15 protein-coding genes are annotated in these 18,290 nt (G+C 70.4%); 6 read left to right on the top strand and 9 right to left on the bottom strand.

Annotated features, from left to right (window positions below; translation table 11 throughout):
- Positions 1–64: 64 nt before the first annotated feature.
- The 3 genes from BKK80_RS01225 (at position 65) to BKK80_RS01215 (ending at position 4,184) form a co-directional block, all read left to right on the top strand.
- A complete protein-coding gene (locus BKK80_RS01225; protein WP_071010511.1) occupies positions 65–2,386 on the top strand; it encodes an NADP-dependent malic enzyme in 2,322 nt (773 codons plus the stop codon).
- A 507-nt stretch (positions 2,387–2,893) separates the two neighbouring features.
- Positions 2,894–3,463 (top strand): OB-fold putative lipoprotein, encoded by a 570-nt coding sequence (locus tag BKK80_RS01220; protein ID WP_071010510.1) that lies wholly within the window; start codon positions 2,894–2,896, stop codon positions 3,461–3,463.
- 196 nt (positions 3,464–3,659) lie between these two features.
- Complete coding sequence (locus BKK80_RS01215; RefSeq protein WP_071037704.1) at positions 3,660–4,184, top strand: Sbal_3080 family lipoprotein; 525 nt, start codon at positions 3,660–3,662, stop codon at positions 4,182–4,184.
- Positions 4,185–4,227: 43 nt separating this feature from the next.
- Here BKK80_RS01215 and BKK80_RS01210 read toward each other — a convergent pair whose 3' ends face one another.
- The 3 genes from BKK80_RS01210 to BKK80_RS01200 form a co-directional block, all read right to left on the bottom strand.
- Entirely contained in the window at positions 4,228–5,208 is a 981-nt protein-coding gene (locus tag BKK80_RS01210) for a M14 family metallopeptidase (RefSeq protein ID WP_071010508.1), read from the bottom strand.
- Between the two features lie 490 nt (positions 5,209–5,698).
- Positions 5,699–6,679: a Bug family tripartite tricarboxylate transporter substrate binding protein gene (locus BKK80_RS01205; protein ID WP_071068459.1), complete on the bottom strand. Its 981-nt coding sequence runs from the start codon at positions 6,677–6,679 to the stop codon at positions 5,699–5,701.
- Positions 6,680–6,809: 130 nt separating this feature from the next.
- Complete coding sequence (locus BKK80_RS01200) at positions 6,810–7,739, bottom strand: LysR family transcriptional regulator (protein WP_071068458.1); 930 nt, start codon at positions 7,737–7,739, stop codon at positions 6,810–6,812.
- A gap of 102 nt (positions 7,740–7,841) precedes the next feature.
- Between BKK80_RS01200 and BKK80_RS01195 the strand changes: the two genes are divergently transcribed.
- Positions 7,842–8,711 (top strand): MerR family transcriptional regulator, encoded by an 870-nt coding sequence (locus BKK80_RS01195; RefSeq protein ID WP_071068457.1) that lies wholly within the window; start codon positions 7,842–7,844, stop codon positions 8,709–8,711.
- Between the two features lie 773 nt (positions 8,712–9,484).
- On the opposite strand, the gene BKK80_RS01190 is transcribed toward BKK80_RS01195, so the two are convergent.
- The 6 genes from BKK80_RS01190 to BKK80_RS01165 form a co-directional block, all read right to left on the bottom strand.
- Complete coding sequence (locus BKK80_RS01190) at positions 9,485–9,649, bottom strand: rubredoxin (protein WP_071068456.1); 165 nt, start codon at positions 9,647–9,649, stop codon at positions 9,485–9,487.
- On the bottom strand, positions 9,646–10,515 hold the full coding sequence (locus tag BKK80_RS01185) for a metal-dependent hydrolase (protein WP_071037707.1): 870 nt from the start codon (positions 10,513–10,515) through the stop codon (positions 9,646–9,648). Before BKK80_RS01185 ends, BKK80_RS01190 begins: the two co-directional genes overlap by 4 nt.
- Complete coding sequence (locus BKK80_RS01180; RefSeq protein WP_071068455.1) at positions 10,512–11,570, bottom strand: alpha/beta fold hydrolase; 1,059 nt, start codon at positions 11,568–11,570, stop codon at positions 10,512–10,514. Before BKK80_RS01180 ends, BKK80_RS01185 begins: the two co-directional genes overlap by 4 nt.
- On the bottom strand, positions 11,567–12,466 hold the full coding sequence (locus BKK80_RS01175; protein WP_071068454.1) for an SDR family NAD(P)-dependent oxidoreductase: 900 nt from the start codon (positions 12,464–12,466) through the stop codon (positions 11,567–11,569). The genes BKK80_RS01180 and BKK80_RS01175 overlap by 4 nt, the downstream gene beginning before the upstream one ends.
- Positions 12,467–12,649: 183 nt before the next feature.
- Positions 12,650–14,230 carry a flavin-containing monooxygenase gene (locus BKK80_RS01170; protein ID WP_071037710.1) on the bottom strand — a complete coding sequence of 527 codons (1,581 nt, stop codon included), beginning with the start codon at positions 14,228–14,230 and terminating at the stop codon, positions 12,650–12,652.
- A gap of 326 nt (positions 14,231–14,556) precedes the next feature.
- Positions 14,557–15,639 (bottom strand): AraC family transcriptional regulator, encoded by a 1,083-nt coding sequence (locus tag BKK80_RS01165; protein WP_071070593.1) that lies wholly within the window; start codon positions 15,637–15,639, stop codon positions 14,557–14,559.
- 189 nt (positions 15,640–15,828) lie between these two features.
- On the opposite strand from BKK80_RS01165, the gene BKK80_RS01160 reads away from it, so the two are divergent.
- Both BKK80_RS01160 and BKK80_RS01155 read left to right on the top strand, forming a co-directional pair.
- Positions 15,829–16,467: a hypothetical protein gene (locus BKK80_RS01160; RefSeq protein ID WP_236903705.1), complete on the top strand. Its 639-nt coding sequence runs from the start codon at positions 15,829–15,831 to the stop codon at positions 16,465–16,467.
- Positions 16,468–16,474: 7 nt separating this feature from the next.
- Positions 16,475–18,070, top strand: coding sequence for a GMC family oxidoreductase (locus BKK80_RS01155; RefSeq protein ID WP_071010499.1), 1,596 nt, complete (start codon positions 16,475–16,477; stop codon positions 18,068–18,070).
- Positions 18,071–18,290 lie beyond the last annotated feature (220 nt).

Below are 18,290 nucleotides of genomic sequence, written 5' to 3'. Positions count from 1 at the left end.
CGCGCCGGCGGGACCGACCCGCGCCGCCACCCCGGCGCCCCCCCCCCCGACAGGAGACCAGACCATGTCCGATACGGATCGCCAGACCACTTTCCGCCAGGCCGCGCTCGACTATCACCAGTACCCCGTGCCGGGCAAAACCACGGTGGTCGCCAGCAAGCCGCTGGTGACCCAGACCGACCTGGCCCTGGCCTATTCGCCTGGCGTGGCCGCACCCTGCGAGGAAATCGTCGCCGATCCGATGAACGCCTTCCGCTACACCGGGCGCGGCAACCTGGTGGGCGTGATCAGCAACGGCACCGCGGTGCTGGGCCTGGGCAATATCGGCGCGCTGGCCTCCAAGCCGGTGATGGAAGGCAAGGCGGTGCTGTTCAAGAAATTCGCCGGCATCGACGTCTTCGACATCGAGATCAACGAGACCGACCCGGACAAGCTGGTCGACATCATCGCCGGCCTGGAAGCCACCTTCGGCGGCATCAACCTGGAAGACATCAAGGCGCCCGAGTGCTTCTACGTCGAGCAGAAGCTGCGCGAGCGCATGAAGATCCCCGTCTTCCACGATGACCAGCACGGCACCGCCATCACCGTCTCGGCCGCCTTCATCAACGGCCTGAAGGTGGTGGGCAAGGACATCCGCGAGATCAAGGTGGTCACCTCGGGCGCGGGCGCGGCGGCGCTGGCCTGCCTGGACCTGATGGTGGACCTGGGCCTGCCGCGCGAGAACATCTGGGTGACCGACCTGGCCGGCGTGGTCTACGAGGGCCGCACCGAGCTGATGGACCCGCACAAGGCCCGCTACGCGCAGAAGACCGAGGCACGCCGGCTGTCCGAAGTGATCGAAGGCGCCGACGTCTTCCTCGGCCTGTCGGCCGGCGGCGTGCTCAAGCAGGACATGGTGGTGAAGATGGCGGCGCGCCCGCTGATCCTGGCGCTGGCCAACCCGAATCCCGAGATCCTGCCCGCCGAGGTGCACGCGGTGCGCGACGACGCGGTGGTGGCCACGGGGCGTTCGGACTTCCCCAACCAGGTCAACAACGTGCTGTGCTTCCCCTACATCTTCCGCGGCGCGCTCGACGTGGGCGCGACCAGCATCACGCCGGAGATGGAACACGCCGCGGTGTACGCCATCGCCGCGCTGGCCGAGGAAGAGCAGAACGAGGTGGTGGCCGCGGCCTACGGCGGCTACGGCGTGGCCTTCGGCCCCGAGTACCTGATCCCGAAGCCGTTCGATCCGCGCCTGATCGTGCGCATCGCGCCGGCGGTAGCCAAGGCGGCCATGGAGAGCGGCGTGGCCACGCGCCCGATCGCCGACCTGGACGCCTACACCGAGCAGCTGCAGCAGTTCGTCTACCGTTCCGGCGCCTTCATGAAGCCGCTGTTCGCCGCCGCCAAGCAGATCGTGCGCGAGGGCGGCCGCGCCCGCATCGTCTTCACCGAAGGCGAGGACGAGCGCGTGCTGCGCGCGGTGCAGGTGCTGGTGGACGAAAAGCTGGCGCGCCCCATCCTGGTGGGCCGCCCCGAGGTGCTGCTGTCGCGCATCGAGAAGTACGGCCTGCGCCTGCGCCTGGGCCAGGACGTGGAAGTCACCAACCCCGAGTACGACGAGCGCTTCCACCAGTACTGGACCACCTACTGGGAACTGATGTGCCGCAAGGGCGTGACCAAGGAGATGGCGCGCGTGGAAATGCGCCGCCGGCTGACGCTGATCGGCGCGATGATGGTGCACCTGGGCGACGCCGACGGCATGATCTGCGGCACCGTGGGCGCCTACCACGACCACCTGCGCTTCATCGACCAGGTCATCGGCCACCAGCCGGGCGCGCGCACCTACGCGGCAATGAACATCCTGCTGCTGGACGACCGCACGCTGGCGCTGGTCGACACCCACGTCAACGACGACCCGAACGCGGAGCAGATCGCCGAGTTCACGGTCGCCGCCGCGCAGGAGATGGCGCGCATGAACCTGGCGCCCAAGGCGGCGCTGCTGTCGCGCTCCAACTTCGGTTCGGGCAGCTCGGCTTCCGGCTCGAAGATGCAGCAGGCGCTGGAGCTGATCCGGGCGCAGGCGCCGGAGCTGGAAGTGGACGGCGAGATGCACGGCGACTGCGCGCTCGACGAGGCGCTGCGCGCGCGCGTGCTGCCGATGTCCTCGCTCAAGGGCGCGGCCAACCTGCTGGTCTGCCCCAACGTGGACGCCGGCAACATCGCCTACAACCTGCTGAAGACCGCCGCCGGCAACAATGTCGCCGTCGGCCCCTTCCTGCTGGGCGCCAACGCGCCGGTCAACATCCTGACCAACAGCGCCACGGTGCGCCGCATCGTCAATATGGCGGCGCTGACGGTGATCAAGGCCAACCGCGGCGGCGTGCCGGCACAGGCGCGCTGAGACGGGCGGTGCGGCCTCGGCCGCACCCGCCGACGCATACCGGGGGCTGCGGCGACGCAGCCCTTTTTTTCCGCTTGTTCCGGCTCTCCGCTTTCCGCCTCTCTTCGCCGTTGCCGGCGCTTCAGACCGCCGGCGGCCGCCGGCAGCATGCCGGCGCAGGCCATCCGGCCCCTGTCTTATGCCGTTCTGTACACTTGCCATCGTTCCGGCGTCCGCGAGGTACGTCCCGTGCAGCACTTGCGGCCACGGAACATGCCGGCGGTGGCCAAGCCGGCGCGCATCGAAAGGAATTTGAAGCCAGCGCGCTTTAGTATCGGGGCTGACCCGCCGCGGCACCGGCCGGCGCCATGCCGGCGCCATGCCGGCGACCTGCAGGCGGCACCGGGTGGAACAGGGCAGGCGGGAGACCCGGGCAGTGGCACGGCGGCCGGCAGCGGCCGCGTGAAGACAAGGAGAAGGCGCGCCGCATGAAGCACGCCGGGAATCGAGACGAGACAGGAATCGCAGATGTTGAATCGTACGCAGCAGCGCCTCATTCTCGCCGTCGGCGCGGCGGTGCTGGCCATGTTGTGGTTTGCCGGCAACGGCAAGGACCAGGGCACCACCGACCCGCTCAATGACGAAGCGGCGAGCGAGCAGACCCCGGCCAGCCAGCCGCGCGGCGTGCCGCGCAACGGCGTGCTGGATCCGGTCAGCATCGACCCGGCGCGGCCCGCCGACCGCTTGCCGGAGTACCAGGCCGACACCATCCTGAACGACTACCGCGACAATGGCGGCGCGGCCGACGACCGCTACCGCGGCAGCTACTTCATCGTCGAGGGAGTCGCCAGCGGCGTGCGGCGCGACGAGAACGACGCCGTCTACCTGGAGATCCGCAGCAGCGATCCCAACCAGGTGGTGCGCGCGCGCCTGCGCGAGCGGCAGATCTGCGGCCCCGGCACCCGCTCCTGCGTGGTGGAGCAGCGCGCCTCGATGGTGCGGCGCGGACAGAAGGTGGCGGTGGAGTGCAATGGCGCCGGCCTGGTGGACGCGGCGCCGCTGCTGGTCGATTGCCTGGTGCGCGGCGGGGCCAACTGACGGCCGGGCGCGGGCCGGGCTCTGCTTGCAGTGGACATGCCGCGGCCACCCTGGCGATTGCGTCGGCTTTTGCCCTCTGTTCCGCCCATTGGCGCCGCCGGCGCGGACATACAGTGCAGGCTGGAGGCGACCGTGCGGCGTCCCGGCAGGGGGCCGGGCCCGGCTGGACGCCCGCCGACCGACCCCAGGACATCCCATGCAAAAAGCACTGCTTGCCGCCGGCCTCGGCCTGATCCTCGCCGGCTGCTCGACCTACCAGGCCGTCACCCCGGTGGAAGGCCTGGCACGCATCGATCCCATCGCGGCGATGCAGCAGCCGGCCGCCGACAATACCCTGATCTGCGTCATCAGCGGCTCGTCGGCCCGCAATGCCTACCTGCCCGAGTTCCGCGACGCGCTGAAGGCGCGCGGCTTCGACGTGCGCATGCTGTCGCCTGGCGCACCGCTGGAATCCTGCCAGATGACGGCGGTCTACCTGGCCAGCGGCCAGAACTACTGGACCAACTTCCTCGACTCGGCCGACATCACGATCTACCGCGACGGCCTGCGGGCGGGCAAGGCCATCTACAACGCCAATCGCAGCGCGGGCGGCACCAACCTCAGCAACCTGGTGCCGCCGGGGTCCAAGATCGACGACCTGGTCGGCCAGCTGTTTCCCGACTCGCCGCGCGTGCAGCAGAACCCGGCCGGCGCCTCGGCCGCGGCCGCGCAGCCGTCCTGATTCCGCGGCGGCCCGATGCCCGGCGGCTGCCGGGCATGGCCGCTCAGGCCTCCAGCCGGCCCAGCCGCACCACGGTCACGCCGGGACGCAGCTGGCGCAGCGAAGGCATCACCAGCACGCAGTTGGGGTAGGGCGTGCGCACCGGTTCGCCGTTGCTCCAGCCGATCACGGTCCCGGCCTCGGCGAAGGTCTCCAGGCCGGTGTAGGGACCGGCGAAACGGAAATCCATGCTGGTGGCAACCACCGGCTCGGTCACGCGCACCACGCGCTGCGCGGCCGGCAGCGGGCGCAGCCAGCCGGCCGGCAGGTCGGCCTCGTCGACCACGCCGGCCAGCAGCAGGAAGCGCGCCGTGCTGTCGCGCGCCACCTCCACCGCCGCCGTTTCCCAGTGCTGGCCGCACTCGATCAGCAGGGCGTTGCGCGCGCTGGCGGCATCGCCGAAATCGGCATAGTCACGCATGCGCCGGCCCTCGGGATGGCCCTCGTCGACGATGACATCGGCCGGCGTGCCCAGCGCGCGCGCCAGCGCCACACCCTTGTCGAGCGGCCCCGAGACGATCAGCGGGCGGCTCTTCTCGTGCATCGAATGCAGGTCCAGCAGCAGGTCGGCCGTGTCGACCACCGGGCGCATGGCGCGCGCGCGGCGCAGCTCGGACGAGTCGCGGCCGGCGTCATCGAGGATGGCCGCGCTCCAGACGCGGTTGAAGTCCTGGTCGACGAAGCGCGAGGCATCCGGCCTGGCCGGATCGAATCGGCCGTAGGCCTCGACGTTGGCGAATGACAGCGTCAGGCGGCCGCGGCGCGGGCGCAGGCCGGCATCGAGCAGGCCCTTGACGGCGATGGCGCCGCACACTTCATTGCCGTGCGTGAGCGCGTTGACCATTACATGCGGGCCGGCCACGCCGCTGTCGAAGGTATAGACGAAAGGGATGCCGGTGTTGCCCGCGGCATAGGGCTGGATATCGGGGAACTCGACCTCGACGGGATAGGCATCGAAGGCGGGACGGACCTGGTCTTGGCTCATGGTAGGAATCGGGTTCGGAAGTGCCGGGAGGGGTTGCCGGCCGCTCGCTGGCGGCCTGGATGCGGATTGCTGCGGTGTGTAGAGGGTTATAGCGGGTTGTAGCGGGTTATAGCGAGCTATAGCGCATTCCATCGCGGGCGGGGATCCCATCACGCTGGACGAAGCCGGCGCGATGCACCAACACCGCGCGCCAAGCACAAGGTCTTGGCTCCCTCTCCCCGCATGGGGAGAGGGTGGGGGAGAGGGGTGGTCTAGCAAGGCGCCACGCATGACGAAGCCGCCGGTGTGGTCCAGCACGCGAGCCTCAGGACGAAGCCGACAGCGTTGTCCAGCACGCGAGCACTAGGGCGAAGCCGACAGTGTGATCCAAACCACTGCGGCCGGCCAGCGCCGGCCCTCACCCCCGGCCCCTCTCCCGCAGGCGGGAGAGGGGAGCACACCGGCGCAGTGCGATGCTCATGGCACTGGACGAAACCACCCGCCACTTACCTTACTCGTGGATCCCCGCTGCCTGCACGATGGTGCGGTAGCGCGCCGTCTCGCTCTTGACGAAGGCGGCGAACTGGGCGGGCGCGCGCGGCGCCACTTCGACGCCGGCTTCGGCCAGCTTCTTCTTCACCTCGGGCAGGGCCAGCACGGCCTGCATCTCGCCGTTGAGCCGGTCGATCACCGGACGCGGCGTGCCGGCCGGCGCCATCAGGCCGAACCAGACGCCCATGTTCACGCCCTTGAGCGCCTGGCTCTCGGCCAGTGCCGGCACGTTGGGCGCGGCCGTCGAGCGCTTGGCCTCGGTCACGCCGTAGGCGTGGACGCGCCCCGCCTGGATATGCGGCAGCGCCGAGGACAGCACCATCACCGCCAGGTCGATCTGGCCGCCGAGCAGGTCGGTCGCCATGGCCGAGGCGCCCTTGTACGGCACGTGCGTGATGTTGACCTTGCCCTGCTGCTTGATCAGTTCGCCGGCCAGGTTCAGCGGCGTGCCCACGCCGGAGGAGGCATAGGACAGCTTGCCGGACTGGGACCTGGCCAGCGCGATCAGCTCGTCGGCATTCCTGGCCGGCAGCCCGTTCTTGCCCACCAGCACCATCGGCTGCGTGCCGACGAAGGTGATCGGCGCGAGGTCCTTCTCGCCGTCGTAGCGCACCGCGGGATTGGTCAGGCGGGCGATCGACACCTCGCTGCCCGAGCCCATCAGCAGGGTATAGCCGTCGGGCTCGGCCTTGATCACGCGGGCCGCGCCGATGGTGCCGCCGGCGCCGCCCAGGTTCTCGATCACCACGCTCTGGCCGAGGCGCTTGCCCAGCTCTGGCGCGATGGTGCGCGCGACCAGGTCGACGCTGCCGCCGGCGGTGTAGCCCACCACCAGGTTGATCGGCTTGGACGGCCAGGTGCCGGCCTGGGCGCTGGCGCTGGCGGCAATGGCAAGGACGGTCAGGGTGGCGGCGCCGGTGGCGCGCAGCAGTCGGCTCATGTGGGATGCTCCTCGGCTCTTGGAATTGGCTCAGCGCCGATCTTAGTGAGCACGGGGCAGCCGGCCATGCCGCTTTGGCAAGCCGCCTTGCCGATCCGGCAATGGCCCGCGCGAAGGTGTGATGCGCGGCTCAGGCGGCCGAGGCGGCGCGCCAGAAAGCCTCGGCAAGCGGGCGCATCGGCGCGCGCGGACGGTAGAGGCGGATGTCGAGCGCCAGGTCGGCCTCGCCGCCGGCCTCGGCACCCGCGCGCACCAGCCGGCCCGCGTGCAGGTCGTCGGCGATCAGGCGGGCGGGCAGCCAGGCCAGGCCCATGCGCTGGCGCACCATCTCGTGCACCGATTCGGCGAAATCGCTGACGGCGATCACCTCCAGGCGCGGCGCCAGCTTGCGCCGCGCGATCTCCTGGTTGACGATGCGGCCCAGCGTCAACGTCTCGGCATAGGCGATCATCGGCACCGCCGCGCCCTTGCCGCGCGCCTGCAGCCGGAACAAGGGCCCGCCGCCGGCATCCGCCGCGCTCACGCACACCAGCCGCTCGACGCCGACCGCGTGGAAGCGGTAGCGCGCATCGTCCAGCGTCACGGGCAGGTCGGGCGGGCTGTAGCACAGCAGGAAGTCGGCATCGCCCTCGACGAACATGGCCAGCGCGTCATGCATCGGGAACGTCGACAGCCGCGTGCGGAACCCGGCCGCCTCCGGGTCCTGGCGCAGGACCTGGCGCAAGCCCGCCAGCCAGCCCGGCACCAGCGAACGCGCCAGCGTCTTGCCGGTGGCGATGGTCAGCGTGGCGGCATCGGCATGGTGGCTGGCGCGCAGCGCCACGCGCGCCTGCTCCAGCGTGGCCAGGGCCTCCTGCGCCGCTTCGAGGAACTGCCGCCCCTCGGCGGTGAGCCGCACCGGGAAGGCGCCGCGGTCGATCAACGGCGCGCCCGCCCACACCTCCAGCGCCTGGATGCGGCGGCCGAAGGCCGGCGGCGTGACGTTGCGCAGCTCGGCGGCGCGCGCGAGGCTGCCGGCCTGGGCGAGGCAGACGAAGTCTTCGAGCCAATGGATGTGCATGAGACGCGCCCCGCGCCGCGGCGCGGGTTGTGGGCTGGCATGGGAGAACGGGCCGGTCCATTGTAGCGGCGCCGCCACGGCGCTCGCGGTAGAATTTTCCACATGGCCCTCTTCAAGCGCAGCTCCCCGCAACCGCCCGCCAGCCCGGCCGCCGCGCAAGACGGCAAGGCCGGCGGCCCGCCGGCAGCCGAGTACACCATCGACGAACTGGCGCGCGCCGCCGGCACCACCGTGCGCAATGTGCGTTCCTACCAGGACCGCGGCCTGATCGACCCGCCCGAACGGCGCGGCCGCGTCGGCATCTACACCCAGGCCCACCTGGGCCGGCTCAAGCTGATCAACCATCTGCTGGCACGCGGCTACACGCTGGCCAACATCATGGAGCTGCTCAAGGCCATCGTCGAAGGCCACGACCTGCGCTCCATCCTCGGCCTCGAATCGGCCATCGCCAGTCCCTGGTCCAACGAAACGCCACGGCACTACTCGCCCCTGGCGCTGGCGCGGCTGTTCGGCCGCTCGGTCTCGCGCCCGGCGCAGGCCAAGGCCATCGCCCTCGGCCTGCTCGAACCCGACGGCCTCGGCTACCTCGCGCGCAGCCCGCGCGTGCTGCAGGCCGGCGCCGAGATCGCGCGCGCGGGCTTCCCGCTGGAAGAAGTGCTGGGCATCATCGAACACGCACGCAGCCACTTCGAAGCGGTATCGGACCGCCTCGTCGCCATGGTGGTAGGCGAACTCGACCGCTTCGGCGAAGGCAAGCTGCCGCCGCCGCAGGATGTGCCGCGGCTGGTCGACATCCTATGGCGCATCCGGCCGCTGGCGATGGCAGCGGTGGAGGCGGAGATGATGCGGGCGCTGGAGCAGTCGGCCAATAAGTACCTGGGGGATCGGGTGGCGGCGATTATTGAGCATTTGCATGATGGGGATGGGGAGGGTGGCGGTTCGAGCGGTGGTGGTGGTACGCCTGCGGCGTAGGCGGGCGGCTGCGCGTTCCGATGCACTGAAACCTCGCGCCTTGGTGTTGGCGATCGTGATCTGCGGAGCAACGGCTTGTTTCTTCGCCAGTGAATGGATGCCTTGGCGCTTGGATTTGAGCGATATCGGTGTGCGAGGCAACGGCCTGTTTCGACTCCCCTGCGGGGAGCCGACCTACTTTCTTGGTCTTGCCCAAGAAAGTAGGCAAAGAAGGCGCGCCGGGTGCGGCTCAACACCCCCTCGCGTGCTGAGGCAAAGAGCGGCCGGGCCCCAACTCGGATCGCCTTAAGGCGATCCTCAGACAGGGGGCCCTCTTTTCCGCTCTTTGCCTCAGCACGCGAGGCGCCGCACACGGCAGGGAAAAGATGCCACGCCTCGCTTCGCTTCGGGTGGGCGGTGTTCGGCCAGCTCGCTGGCCGAACACAAAGACTCAGCAGACCAAGTCATCTCGCAAAAGCGAGCCCAATCGCATACCGATGGTTTGGCCTTTCCCTCCCGTGTGCGGCGCCTCGCGAATGGGCCCCGGCCGCCGATGAAGCCCGTCCGCTGTCTGAGCGGCCGCAGGCCGCGAGTTCGGACGGGCGCGGCGGCCGGGGCTAATTCGCGAGGGGGGGTCGCCGCACCCGGGTCGCCTTTCTTTGCTTACTTTCTTTGGCGAGACAAAGAAAGTGAGTCGGCTCCCCCGCAGGGGGAGTCGAAACAGGCCGTTGACCCGCACACCGACACCGCCCAAGCCAACACGACACCGCACCACACCAACGGCAACGGCACTCCTACATCTCCACCATCTCAAAATCCCCCTTCCTGACCCCACACTCAGGACAACTCCAGGATTCCGGCACCGCCTGCCAAGGCGTCCCAGCCACGATGCCGTGCTCAGGCATCCCCGCGGCTTCGTCGTAGACGAAGCCGCAGATCCTGCATTGCCACACCGTCATGCCGCCCTCACCGAAGGCGCCCTGGTGGAAGCCCCATGGCGGATCGCATTGGCCTCGATCTCGGCGATCAGCGGGTCGATGCGCGCCAGTTGGGCACGGTTGTCGTCGTCCCACGGATGGAAGCCCGGCCGGAAGTAATCGAACCATTCGGGAATCATCTTGCGCAGCACGCCGGGCGAGCCCCACAGGAAGTGCATCACGCGGCCGAAGCCGAGCAGCTTGTGCTTGCACTGCTTGTCCGCCATCACCAGCCGCACGTGGAAGACGAACACCATGGCCCAGAAGGTGACGGTGGTGGTCAGCATGGTGAAGGTGCGCAGGAAATAGCGGTAGGGACCGGGCTTGATCACCGCGTTCCAGACGTCGTAGGCCACCGCCTTGTGCTCAGTCTCTTCGAGTGCGTGCCAGGTCCACACCTGCCGGTAGCCGGGCTCGGAGCCGCCCAGGTGCCGTTCGTCGGCGAGCAGGCCGCCGGCCAGCATGGCGGTGTAGTGTTCGAGCGCGATGGTATGCGCGAGCTGCCAGGACTTCGGCAGGATCTTGCGCAGCAGGTCGAGCAGCTTCCACACCATGCCGTCCAGGCGCGAGGCGGGCAGGCCGGCGTCGTCCATCAGCTTGTTGTAGAGCATGTGCTCGCGCGTGTGCATCGCTTCCTGGCCGATGAATCCGGCGATGGCGCGCTTGAGCTCGGGGTCGTCGACCTGGTCGCGGTAGTTGCGCACGCTGTCCATGAAGAAGCGCTCGCCTGCCGGGAAGAAGATCGACAGCGCGTTGACGAAGTGGGTCACGTGCGGGCCCAGCCGGTGCCAGTCGCCGATGCGCTCGGGCGGCAGGTGGGGATGCACGTCGCGGCGGATTGGCATCATGAGGGTTCTCCTGTCGTTTCGGTTGCGCCCGCCGTGGCCGGCGTGGCGTCTGCTGCGGGGGCCGCCCGGCGGGCGGCCGCGGTCTTGCCCGCGAGGAAGGCCAGCAGGTCGGCGCCGACGCGCCGCGGGTCCTCCTCCATCGGGATGTGCCCGAGCCCGGCATAGCGCACCAGGGTGGCATCGGGTATCTGCGCGGCGAAGGCTTGCGCGTGCGCGGGCGGTATCCAGCGGTCGCGCTCGCCCCACAGCACCAGGGTGGGTGAGCCGATGCGCGCCAACCGCGCGGTGTCGAGGGCGTCGAAGTCGAGCCGGGGCACCATGCGGCCGATCGCTTCGCGCGCGCCTTCCGCGTAGAAGAAATCGACGTAGCGCCGGAAGGTGGCCTCCGGCACGCGCCGCGCGTTGCCGTACACGTCGCGCGTGGCGGCGCGGATGATGCACTCGGGCAGCACCCACGGCGCCGACCAGCGCACCGGCGCGTGGTTGAACAGGCCGATGTAGATCGGCAGCTTCATCGGGAAGCCGGCGGCGTCGATCAGCACCAGCTTGTCGACCCGGTGCGGATGGCGCGCGGCCAGGTCCCAGGCGATCAGGCCGCCCAGCGAGTTGCCGATCACGCTGGCGCGCGGCAGCTTGAGCGCGGCGAAGAAGGCGTCGATGAAGGCGCGGTAGCGATCGACGTCCATGGTCACGATGCGCCCGCGCGTGTCGCGCAGCGGGCCGGTCAGGCCGAAGGGCGGCAGGTCGAGGCGCAGCACGCGGTAGCGTGCGGTGAGCGCCGGCATCACCCCTTCCCAGGTGTGCAGCGAGGCGCCGAAGCCGTGGATCAGCACCAGCGGCTCGCCGTCGGCCGGGCCTTCTTCGGTGTAGTGCACCAGCGTGTCCATGACCGGCAGCCAGCGCGAGGCGGGCAGGGCGTAGCGGCGGGCCAGCGTCTCGCGCGCGAGGCTGAACAGGCCGACACGGCCCTGGCCGAACCAGCGCGCCAGCGCTCCGGGCGGCGCCGCCAGCGCGTCGGACGGCGCGGCCGGGCGGGCGAGGGCGGCGCGGCTCATGCGCGCTCTCCGCGCTGCGCCGCCGCGGCCGTGCCCGGCGCCGATGCGTCGCCGACCTGGCGCGTGCGGCGCGTCTCGCGCACCACCAGCGCCTGATAGGCGGCCGGCAGCAGGCGGGCCATCGCGTCGGCGGCATAGGCATCGGGCCCGATCAGCACGCGCCGGCGGTTATGCCGCACGCCTTGCAGGATCACGCGCGCGGCCGTGTCGGGCGAGGTGATGAAGAACTTCTCGAACTGCTCGCGTCCCTGCTGCGCGTCGCGCACCAGGAAGCCGTTCAGGTTGGACGAGACCCGGCTGGCCTGTGCGATATTGGTCTTGATGCCGCCGGGGTGCACGGTGGTGGCCGACACGCCGCAGTGCATCAGGTCCAGCTCCTGGCGCAGCGCTTCGGTAAAGCCGCGCACCGCGTACTTGCTGGCGTTGTAGGCCCCCATGCCGGGCTGGGCGAAGATGCCGAAGATGCTGGAGGTGTTGACCACGTGCCCTTCGCCGCTGGCCTTCAGGTAGGGCAGGAAGGCCTTGGTGCCGTGGACCACGCCCCAGAAGTTGATGCCCATGATCCATTCCAGGTCGTCGTAGTCCATGCCCTCGATGGTGCTCGACAGCGCCACGCCGGCGTTGTTGAAGATCAGGTTGGCACGGCCGTGCACACGCACCGTCTCTTCGGCCCAGGCATAGACGGCGGCGCGGTCGGCCACGTCGACGCAGTGCTGGCTGACCGGCAGCCCGGGCGCCGCGCGCGCCACCTCGCCGACGGTCTGGGCCAGCCCGCTCTCGTTGCGGTCCGACAGGGCCAGGTGGCAGCCCTCGCGCGCCAGCGCCAGCGCCAGCGCGCGGCCGATGCCCGAGCCGGCGCCGGTGATGGCGGCGACCTTGTTGCGGAAGTCCTTCATGACGGGTCTCCTGGTTCTTGTCAGTGTTGGGTCTGGATCGGGTCCGGATCGGGTTCGTGCCCCCGGCACGGCTGCGCATGGCGCGGCCGCGGCGAGTGCGATGTGTGGCAATGTGTGGCGATGGGTGGCGATGTGGTGACGCGTGGCGGGCTGCGAAAGCGGCGCTCCTCCCCCCGGGCGGCCTCAGGCGCCCTGCACCTGCGCCGCGCCCGCATGCCGCTCCTCGCCCGGGCGCACGGCGCTGCGCCGCTGCGGCAGGGTGTGGTAGTCGGCCAGGCGGAAGGTGGCGGTGGCGCGGCGGAACTGCCAGGTGAAGCCTGGCCACAGCGTGGTGTTGCGCCCGGTCCTGGGATCGAGGTACCAGCTGGCGCAGCCGCCGGCCGACCACACCGCGTGGCCGAGCCGCGCCTGCAGGCCGTCGTTGAAGTCGCGCTGCACCTCGGCACGCACGTCGACAGCGTGCACGTGGCCCGCCCGCATGCGCTGCAGGGCATCGAGGATGTAGGCGACCTGCGACTCGATCATGAACACCATCGAGCTGTGCCCCAGTCCGGTATTGGGGCCCACCACCATGAAGAAATTGGGGAAGCCCGCCACCGTGGTACCGAGATAGGCCTGCGCGCCGTCGCGCCAGGCATCGAGGATGTCGACGCCGTCGCGGCCGAGGATGACGCCGCGCGGGATCGGGTCGGTGGCGTGGAAGCCCGTGCCGAAGATGATGCAGTCGGTCTCGCGGCGCGTGCCGTCGGCCAGCACGATGGCGTCGGGCTCGACGCGTGCGATGCCGGTGCTCACCACGTCGACGTTGGCGCGCGTCAGCGCCGGGTAGTAGTCGTTGGAGATCAGCACGCGCTTGCAGCCGATGGTGTAGTCGGGCGTGAGCCTGGCGCGCAGCGCGGCATCGGGCACCTGGCGCTGGATATGGCGCCGGGCCACGCGCTCGACCAGCTTCATCAGCCCGGGATGCACCACGAAGCCGAGCACGCGAGATTCCAGCGCCCAGTAGATGCCGGTGCGCACGAGCTTCTGCGTGAACGGCAGGTGGCGGAACAGCCAGCGCTCGGCCGCCGTCACGCGGCGGTCCGGCTTGGGCATGATCCACGGCGGCGTGCGCTGGTAGAGATCGAGGTGGCCCGCGCGCGGTGCCACCTGCGGCACGAACTGGATGGCGCTGGCGCCGGTGCCGATCACGGCCACGCGCTTGCCGCGGAAGTCGTAGCCGTGGTTCCAGTGCTGCGAGTGGAAGGCCTCGCCTGCGAAGCTGTCCAGGCCCGGAATGCGCGGGTAGGCCGGGCGGCTCAGCCCGCCCATGCCCGATACCAGCACGCGCGCGCTGAGGCGGCGCCCATCGGCCATCTCCAGGCGCCAGCAGGCGCCGGCCTCGTCCCAGGCGGCACGGCGCAGCTCATGCGACAGGCGCAGGTGCGGGCGCAGGCCGAAGCGGTCGGCGCAGTGCTCCAGGTAGGCGCGGATCTCCGGCTGCGTGGAGAACATGCGCGACCAGCCCGGGTTGGGCGCGAAGGAGAAGGAGTAGAGGTGGGACTGCACATCGCAGGCGCAGCCGGGATAGTGGTTGTCGCGCCAGGTGCCGCCGACCGCGTCGGCCTTCTCGAGGATGGCGAAATCGTGCTGGCCGCTCTGCTTGAGGCGGATCGCCATGGCCAGGCCGGCGAAACCACTGCCGACGATGGCGATGTCGATGTGCTCGCTGCCGGCGGCCGCCGGCACGCTGTCGATCGGGAAGTCCACGCGGGGGGCATTCATGGGCGCTCCTCGTGCCGCGCCGCCCCGGTCGCCTGGCCGCCGCTAGGGCGGATGAGACGGGAACGGCTTTGCAACACTGTTTATTGTGACATTGATTAATGTCATCGTAGGTAGCCGCCCAGGTCGGGTCAATGCCGTGATTTGAAGGATTACTCTATTTTTCGCTCTTTTCCAGAGTCGTTCGCATCACATTAAACGCCGTTCGTGCGTGATGAGGCGCCTCTGGCGGGGCATGGCCCCGTGCGTTTGAAACCGGAACGCTGGCTTGGAATTTTTCTTGCGGCGATGCAGCAATGTCGCATTGCCGTGTCAGTGCCGGCCCGCTTTCAGTCGCGCGCGCCGAGAACGTGATGCTGGCGCCATGCCGTCGGCGTCTGCTGCGTCCAGCGTTTGAATGCGTGGGTGAACGCGCTCTGTTCGGAGAAGCCGAGCTGCATCGCGAGCTGCGCCAGCGGCATGGCGGGATCGGCCAGGTACTGCACGGCCAGGGCATGGCGCTCGCCGTCCACCAGGATGCTGTAGCTGAGGCCGCGCGCCTGCAGCCGGCGCTGCAACGTGCGCACCGGCAGCCGCAGGCAGGCCGCGGCGGCCGCCAGGGTGGGCTCGCCCTGGGCCAGCGCGCCGCGCACGAAAGCGCGCATGCGCGCGATCTCGTCGCTGCCGGCATCGGCGGCGGCGTGCTGGCGCAGCTGGGCGTCGGCGATGCGCGTCATCTGCGCCTGCATCTCGGCGTCGGCCTGCAGCGAGGGCCGCGCCAGCAGCGCGGCATCGAGCTGCATGGCGTGCCGGTCGGCGCCGAACACCACCGGGCAGCCGAACACGCGTTCGTGCTCGCGCACATCGGGCGGGGCGGCGTGCGGGAACAACACCAGGCGTGCATGCACGCTATCGCCCAGCAGCCATTGTGCGAAAACGCTCCAGGTGGCCATGTGCAGTTCGTGCGCGTGGCGCGACAGCGGGCCGTGCAGCGGCGCCCAGCGCATTTCCCCGCCCTCGGCGCTCTCCACCAGCCGCGTGCGGCCGATGTCGTTGGCGAGCGCCTCATAGCGGATGCCTTGCAGGACGGCCTCGCGCACGGTCGGCGTGGTCAGCACCACGTAGCCCATCTCGGCGTAGTGGCGCGGGCGGAACTGCGCGCCCGCATGCAGGCCGACATGGGGATCGCCGGTGCGGGCCTCGAGCCAGTCGAGCAGGGCCAGGTAGCGTGCGCAGGGCACGCGCGCAGCGGGCAGCGCCAGCGCCTGCCCGTCGATGCCCGCCGCGGCGAGCTGCTCGGCGGTGGAAACGCCCTCGGCCTCGCCATAGTCGAGCACGGTGCGCAGATAGGCGGCCGACACCGTGCCGCCGCTCGCGGCAGCGCCGCTGTCGGGGAAGGCCGCCCCGCCTGGCCTTGCGTTGGCGCGTGGCATCAAATCACCTGTCATCGGGAATCAAGACCGGGAGCCGATCTTTATCCAAACTCCGGCGAGCGTCAATGCGGGGCCGCCGCAGGTTCCGCCGTGCCGCCGCAGGACGCACAGTCCGCATCAGTCGAAGCAGAAAGAAAGCGTGCAGCCGGCCACCGCCGGCCTGCGCCGATGACGCCACAGGAGACAACCATGCCAACCCCTTCGCCCGCGCGGCGCGGTGCCGGGCCGGCCGCCGCCGGCCACCCTGGCGCCGCCGGCCTCGCAGCCACCGCCGCCGGCCTGTCGCGCCGCGGCTTCCTCAAGGTCGGCTTCGGCTTTTCCGCCGCGCTGGCCTGTGCCTCGCTGCTGCCGGCACTGTCGGGCTGCGCGCCGTCCAGCACGACGGCGGCGCCCGGCCTGGCCTTCCTGCGCGAGACCGACACGGCGCTGTTCCGCGCGCTGCTCGGCGCCGTAGTCAGCGAACTGTCCGCCCTCGACGCCAAGACGCGCGAGGCGCGCCTGCAGCTCGCGCTGTCCAATATCGACCGCACCTGCGCGGCCATGGGCAGCCATGCCCAGGGCGAGCTGCGCAAGCTGCTCGGCCTGCTCGACAACCGCGCGCTGCGCTGGGCGCTGACCGGCGTCGGCAGCGACTGGGCGGATGCGGACAACGCGCGCGTGCAGGATTTCCTCGCACGCTGGCGCGCCAGCCGCTTCGCCACGCTCAACGCGGGCGCGGTGGTGCTGGTCAAGCTCTCCAGCGTCGCTTACTTCGTCACGCCGGCTGCCTGGAGCGGTAGCGGCTATCCCGGTCCCAACGCCGCGGTCTACCGCGCCATCCACGCCTGATCCCGCCATGCCCATCGACGATCTCTACACGGCCGGCATCGCCTCCGGCTGGCAGGTGCACGACGCCTCCACCTTCACCGCCCCGCGCCACTTCGAGGCGGACGTGGCCATCATCGGCAGCGGCGCCGGCGGCGGCGTGACCGCCGAGACCCTCAGCGCCGCCGGCCTGCGCGTGGTGCTGCTGGAGGAGGGCGCGCTGCGCACCTCGGACAGCTTCCGCGACATGGACGAGGGGCGCGCCTACCGCGAGCTGTACCAGGAGGCAGCCGGGCGCGCCACCTCCGATGGCGCCATCGCCATCCTGCAGGGCCGCTCGGTCGGCGGCAGCACCACGGTCAATTGGTCGTCGAGCTTCCGCACGCCGCCGCAGACGCTGGCGCACTGGGCCGAGCAGCATGCGGTCAGCGGCCACTCCGCGCAGGACATGGCGCCCTGGTTCGCGCGCATGGAGGAGCGCCTGGGCGTGGCACCCTGGGCCATGGCGCCCAACGCCAACAATGACGTGCTGCGCCGCGGCTGCGAGCAGCTCGGCTGGGAATGGCACGTGATTCCGCGCAATGTGAAGGGCTGCTGGAATTCGGGCTACTGCGGCCTGGGCTGCCCGGTCAATGCCAAGCAGTCGATGCTGGTCTCGACCATCCCGGCGGCGCTGGCCAAGGGCGCCACCCTGGTCCACCGCGTGCGCGTGCGCGCGCTGCAGCACGACGGCAAGCGCGTGCAGGGGCTGGCCGGCGCGGCGCTCGGCGCCGACGGGGTCACGCCGACCGGCGTCACCGTCACCGTCAAGGCCCGCCACTACGTCGCCGCCGGCGGTGCCATCAACACGCCCGCGCTGCTGCTGCGCTCGGGCGCGCCGGACCCGCACGAGCGGCTGGGACAGCGCACCTTTATCCATCCGGTGAATCTCAGCATCGCACAGATGCCAGATCGCATCGATCCCTTTTATGGCGCACCGCAGTCGATCGCCTCCGACCATTTCCAGTGGAAGGACGGCGCGACCGGGCCGGCCGGCTACAAGCTGGAGGTGCCGCCGCTGTTCCCCGGCATCAGCGCCGGCGTCTTCAATGCGATCGGCGAACCGCTGCGGCACGACATGGCGGCGCTGCCGAACACCAGCGCGATGCTGGCGCTGCTGCGCGACGGCTTCGTGCCGCAGAGCGCAGGCGGGCGCGTGCGCGTGGCGGCCGACGGCAGCCCCATCCTCGACTACGAGGTCAGCGACTACCTGTGGGACGGCGTGCGCCGCGCCTGGCTGTCGATGGCCGAGGCCCAGTTCGCCGGCGGCGCGGCGCGCGTGCGGCCGGCCCACCTCGACGCACCCTACTACACGAGCTGGGCCGAGGCCCGGCAGGCCATTCCCGCGCTGCCGCTGAAGGCCTTCCGCGCCGCGCTGTTCAGCGCGCATCTGATGGGCGGCTGCGGCATGAGCGACGACCCGCGCCAGGGCGTGGTGGACAGCCACGGCAGCCATCACCAGCTGGGCAACCTGTCGGTCTTCGACGGATCGGCATTCCCCACCAGTATCGGGGCCAATCCGCAGTTGTCAGTGTTCGCGCTGACGGCGCAGAATGCCCATGCGCTGGTGCAGCGGCTGGCCGCGTAGCAATGCCCGGGGCCGCCCGGAGCGCCGTGCCACGCGCCGGCGCAGAGGCCGCAGCGGCCGCCGGGCCGTGTGCCGCGGTCCTTGGCGGCATCCGCCGGTGCACCGCGAAGCCTAGAAGGATTCTTCGAATTTCGGGCTTGTGAAACGCTCGATTGCGTCGCTAGGCTTCGTACAACTGTTTCAAGCATCCGTTCGCCGACAAGAGCATGGAGCGGGACAG

Origin of the sequence: Cupriavidus malaysiensis (assembly GCF_001854325.1) — a bacterium.
GTDB classification, from domain to species: Bacteria; Pseudomonadota; Gammaproteobacteria; order Burkholderiales; family Burkholderiaceae; genus Cupriavidus; species Cupriavidus malaysiensis.
Note: the sequence above shows the minus strand (reverse complement) of the source record. Positions and strands in the feature narration are given on the sequence as shown.

What these genes read in the sequence shown, in the direction of transcription:
- BKK80_RS01225 (WP_071010511.1), top strand. Translation starts at nt 65, where the DNA reads ATGTCCGATACGGATCGCCAGACCACTTTCCGCCAGGCCGCGCTCGAC.
- BKK80_RS01220 (WP_071010510.1), top strand. Translation starts at nt 2,894, where the DNA reads ATGTTGAATCGTACGCAGCAGCGCCTCATTCTCGCCGTCGGCGCGGCG.
- BKK80_RS01215 (WP_071037704.1), top strand. Translation starts at nt 3,660, where the DNA reads ATGCAAAAAGCACTGCTTGCCGCCGGCCTCGGCCTGATCCTCGCCGGC.
- BKK80_RS01210 (WP_071010508.1), bottom strand. Translation starts at nt 5,208, where the DNA reads ATGAGCCAAGACCAGGTCCGTCCCGCCTTCGATGCCTATCCCGTCGAG.
- BKK80_RS01205 (WP_071068459.1), bottom strand. Translation starts at nt 6,679, where the DNA reads ATGAGCCGACTGCTGCGCGCCACCGGCGCCGCCACCCTGACCGTCCTT.
- BKK80_RS01200 (WP_071068458.1), bottom strand. Translation starts at nt 7,739, where the DNA reads ATGCACATCCATTGGCTCGAAGACTTCGTCTGCCTCGCCCAGGCCGGC.
- BKK80_RS01195 (WP_071068457.1), top strand. Translation starts at nt 7,842, where the DNA reads ATGGCCCTCTTCAAGCGCAGCTCCCCGCAACCGCCCGCCAGCCCGGCC.
- BKK80_RS01190 (WP_071068456.1), bottom strand. Translation starts at nt 9,649, where the DNA reads ATGACGGTGTGGCAATGCAGGATCTGCGGCTTCGTCTACGACGAAGCC.
- BKK80_RS01185 (WP_071037707.1), bottom strand. Translation starts at nt 10,515, where the DNA reads ATGATGCCAATCCGCCGCGACGTGCATCCCCACCTGCCGCCCGAGCGC.
- BKK80_RS01180 (WP_071068455.1), bottom strand. Translation starts at nt 11,570, where the DNA reads ATGAGCCGCGCCGCCCTCGCCCGCCCGGCCGCGCCGTCCGACGCGCTG.
- BKK80_RS01175 (WP_071068454.1), bottom strand. Translation starts at nt 12,466, where the DNA reads ATGAAGGACTTCCGCAACAAGGTCGCCGCCATCACCGGCGCCGGCTCG.
- BKK80_RS01170 (WP_071037710.1), bottom strand. Translation starts at nt 14,230, where the DNA reads ATGAATGCCCCCCGCGTGGACTTCCCGATCGACAGCGTGCCGGCGGCC.
- BKK80_RS01165 (WP_071070593.1), bottom strand. Translation starts at nt 15,639, where the DNA reads ATGCCACGCGCCAACGCAAGGCCAGGCGGGGCGGCCTTCCCCGACAGC.
- BKK80_RS01160 (WP_236903705.1), top strand. Translation starts at nt 15,829, where the DNA reads ATGCCAACCCCTTCGCCCGCGCGGCGCGGTGCCGGGCCGGCCGCCGCC.
- BKK80_RS01155 (WP_071010499.1), top strand. Translation starts at nt 16,475, where the DNA reads ATGCCCATCGACGATCTCTACACGGCCGGCATCGCCTCCGGCTGGCAG.